Annotated in this window: 1 protein-coding gene; it reads left to right on the top strand. The window is 60.7% G+C overall.

Annotated elements, in window-relative coordinates; translation table 11 throughout:
- Positions 1 to 280 (top strand): NAD(P)H-hydrate epimerase (locus ACPYOJ_RS35185; RefSeq protein ID WP_481420360.1); only part of this gene is annotated, 280 nt, incomplete at both ends.

Below are 280 nucleotides of genomic sequence, written 5' to 3'. Positions count from 1 at the left end.
GTTATTCATGCCACCGATATCGTCTGGCCGGAAGAGATTGATATGATTATTGATGGCCTGCTGGGCACCGGACTACGCAGTGCGCCGCGCGACCCGGTTGCCACCCTGATTGCACGTGCCAATGCCCACAGCGCGCCGGTGGTGGCCCTGGATATACCTTCTGGACTGATGGCGCAAACCGGCACAACGCCGGGTGCGGTGATTCAGGCCGCGCACACCGTTGCCTTTATCGCCCTGAAACCGGGGCTGCTTACCGGTAAAGCACGGGATGTCACGGGAA

The organism is Rhizobium sp. SVR5-9E (assembly GCF_056755095.1).
This window is presented reverse-complemented; position numbering and strand designations above follow the sequence as displayed.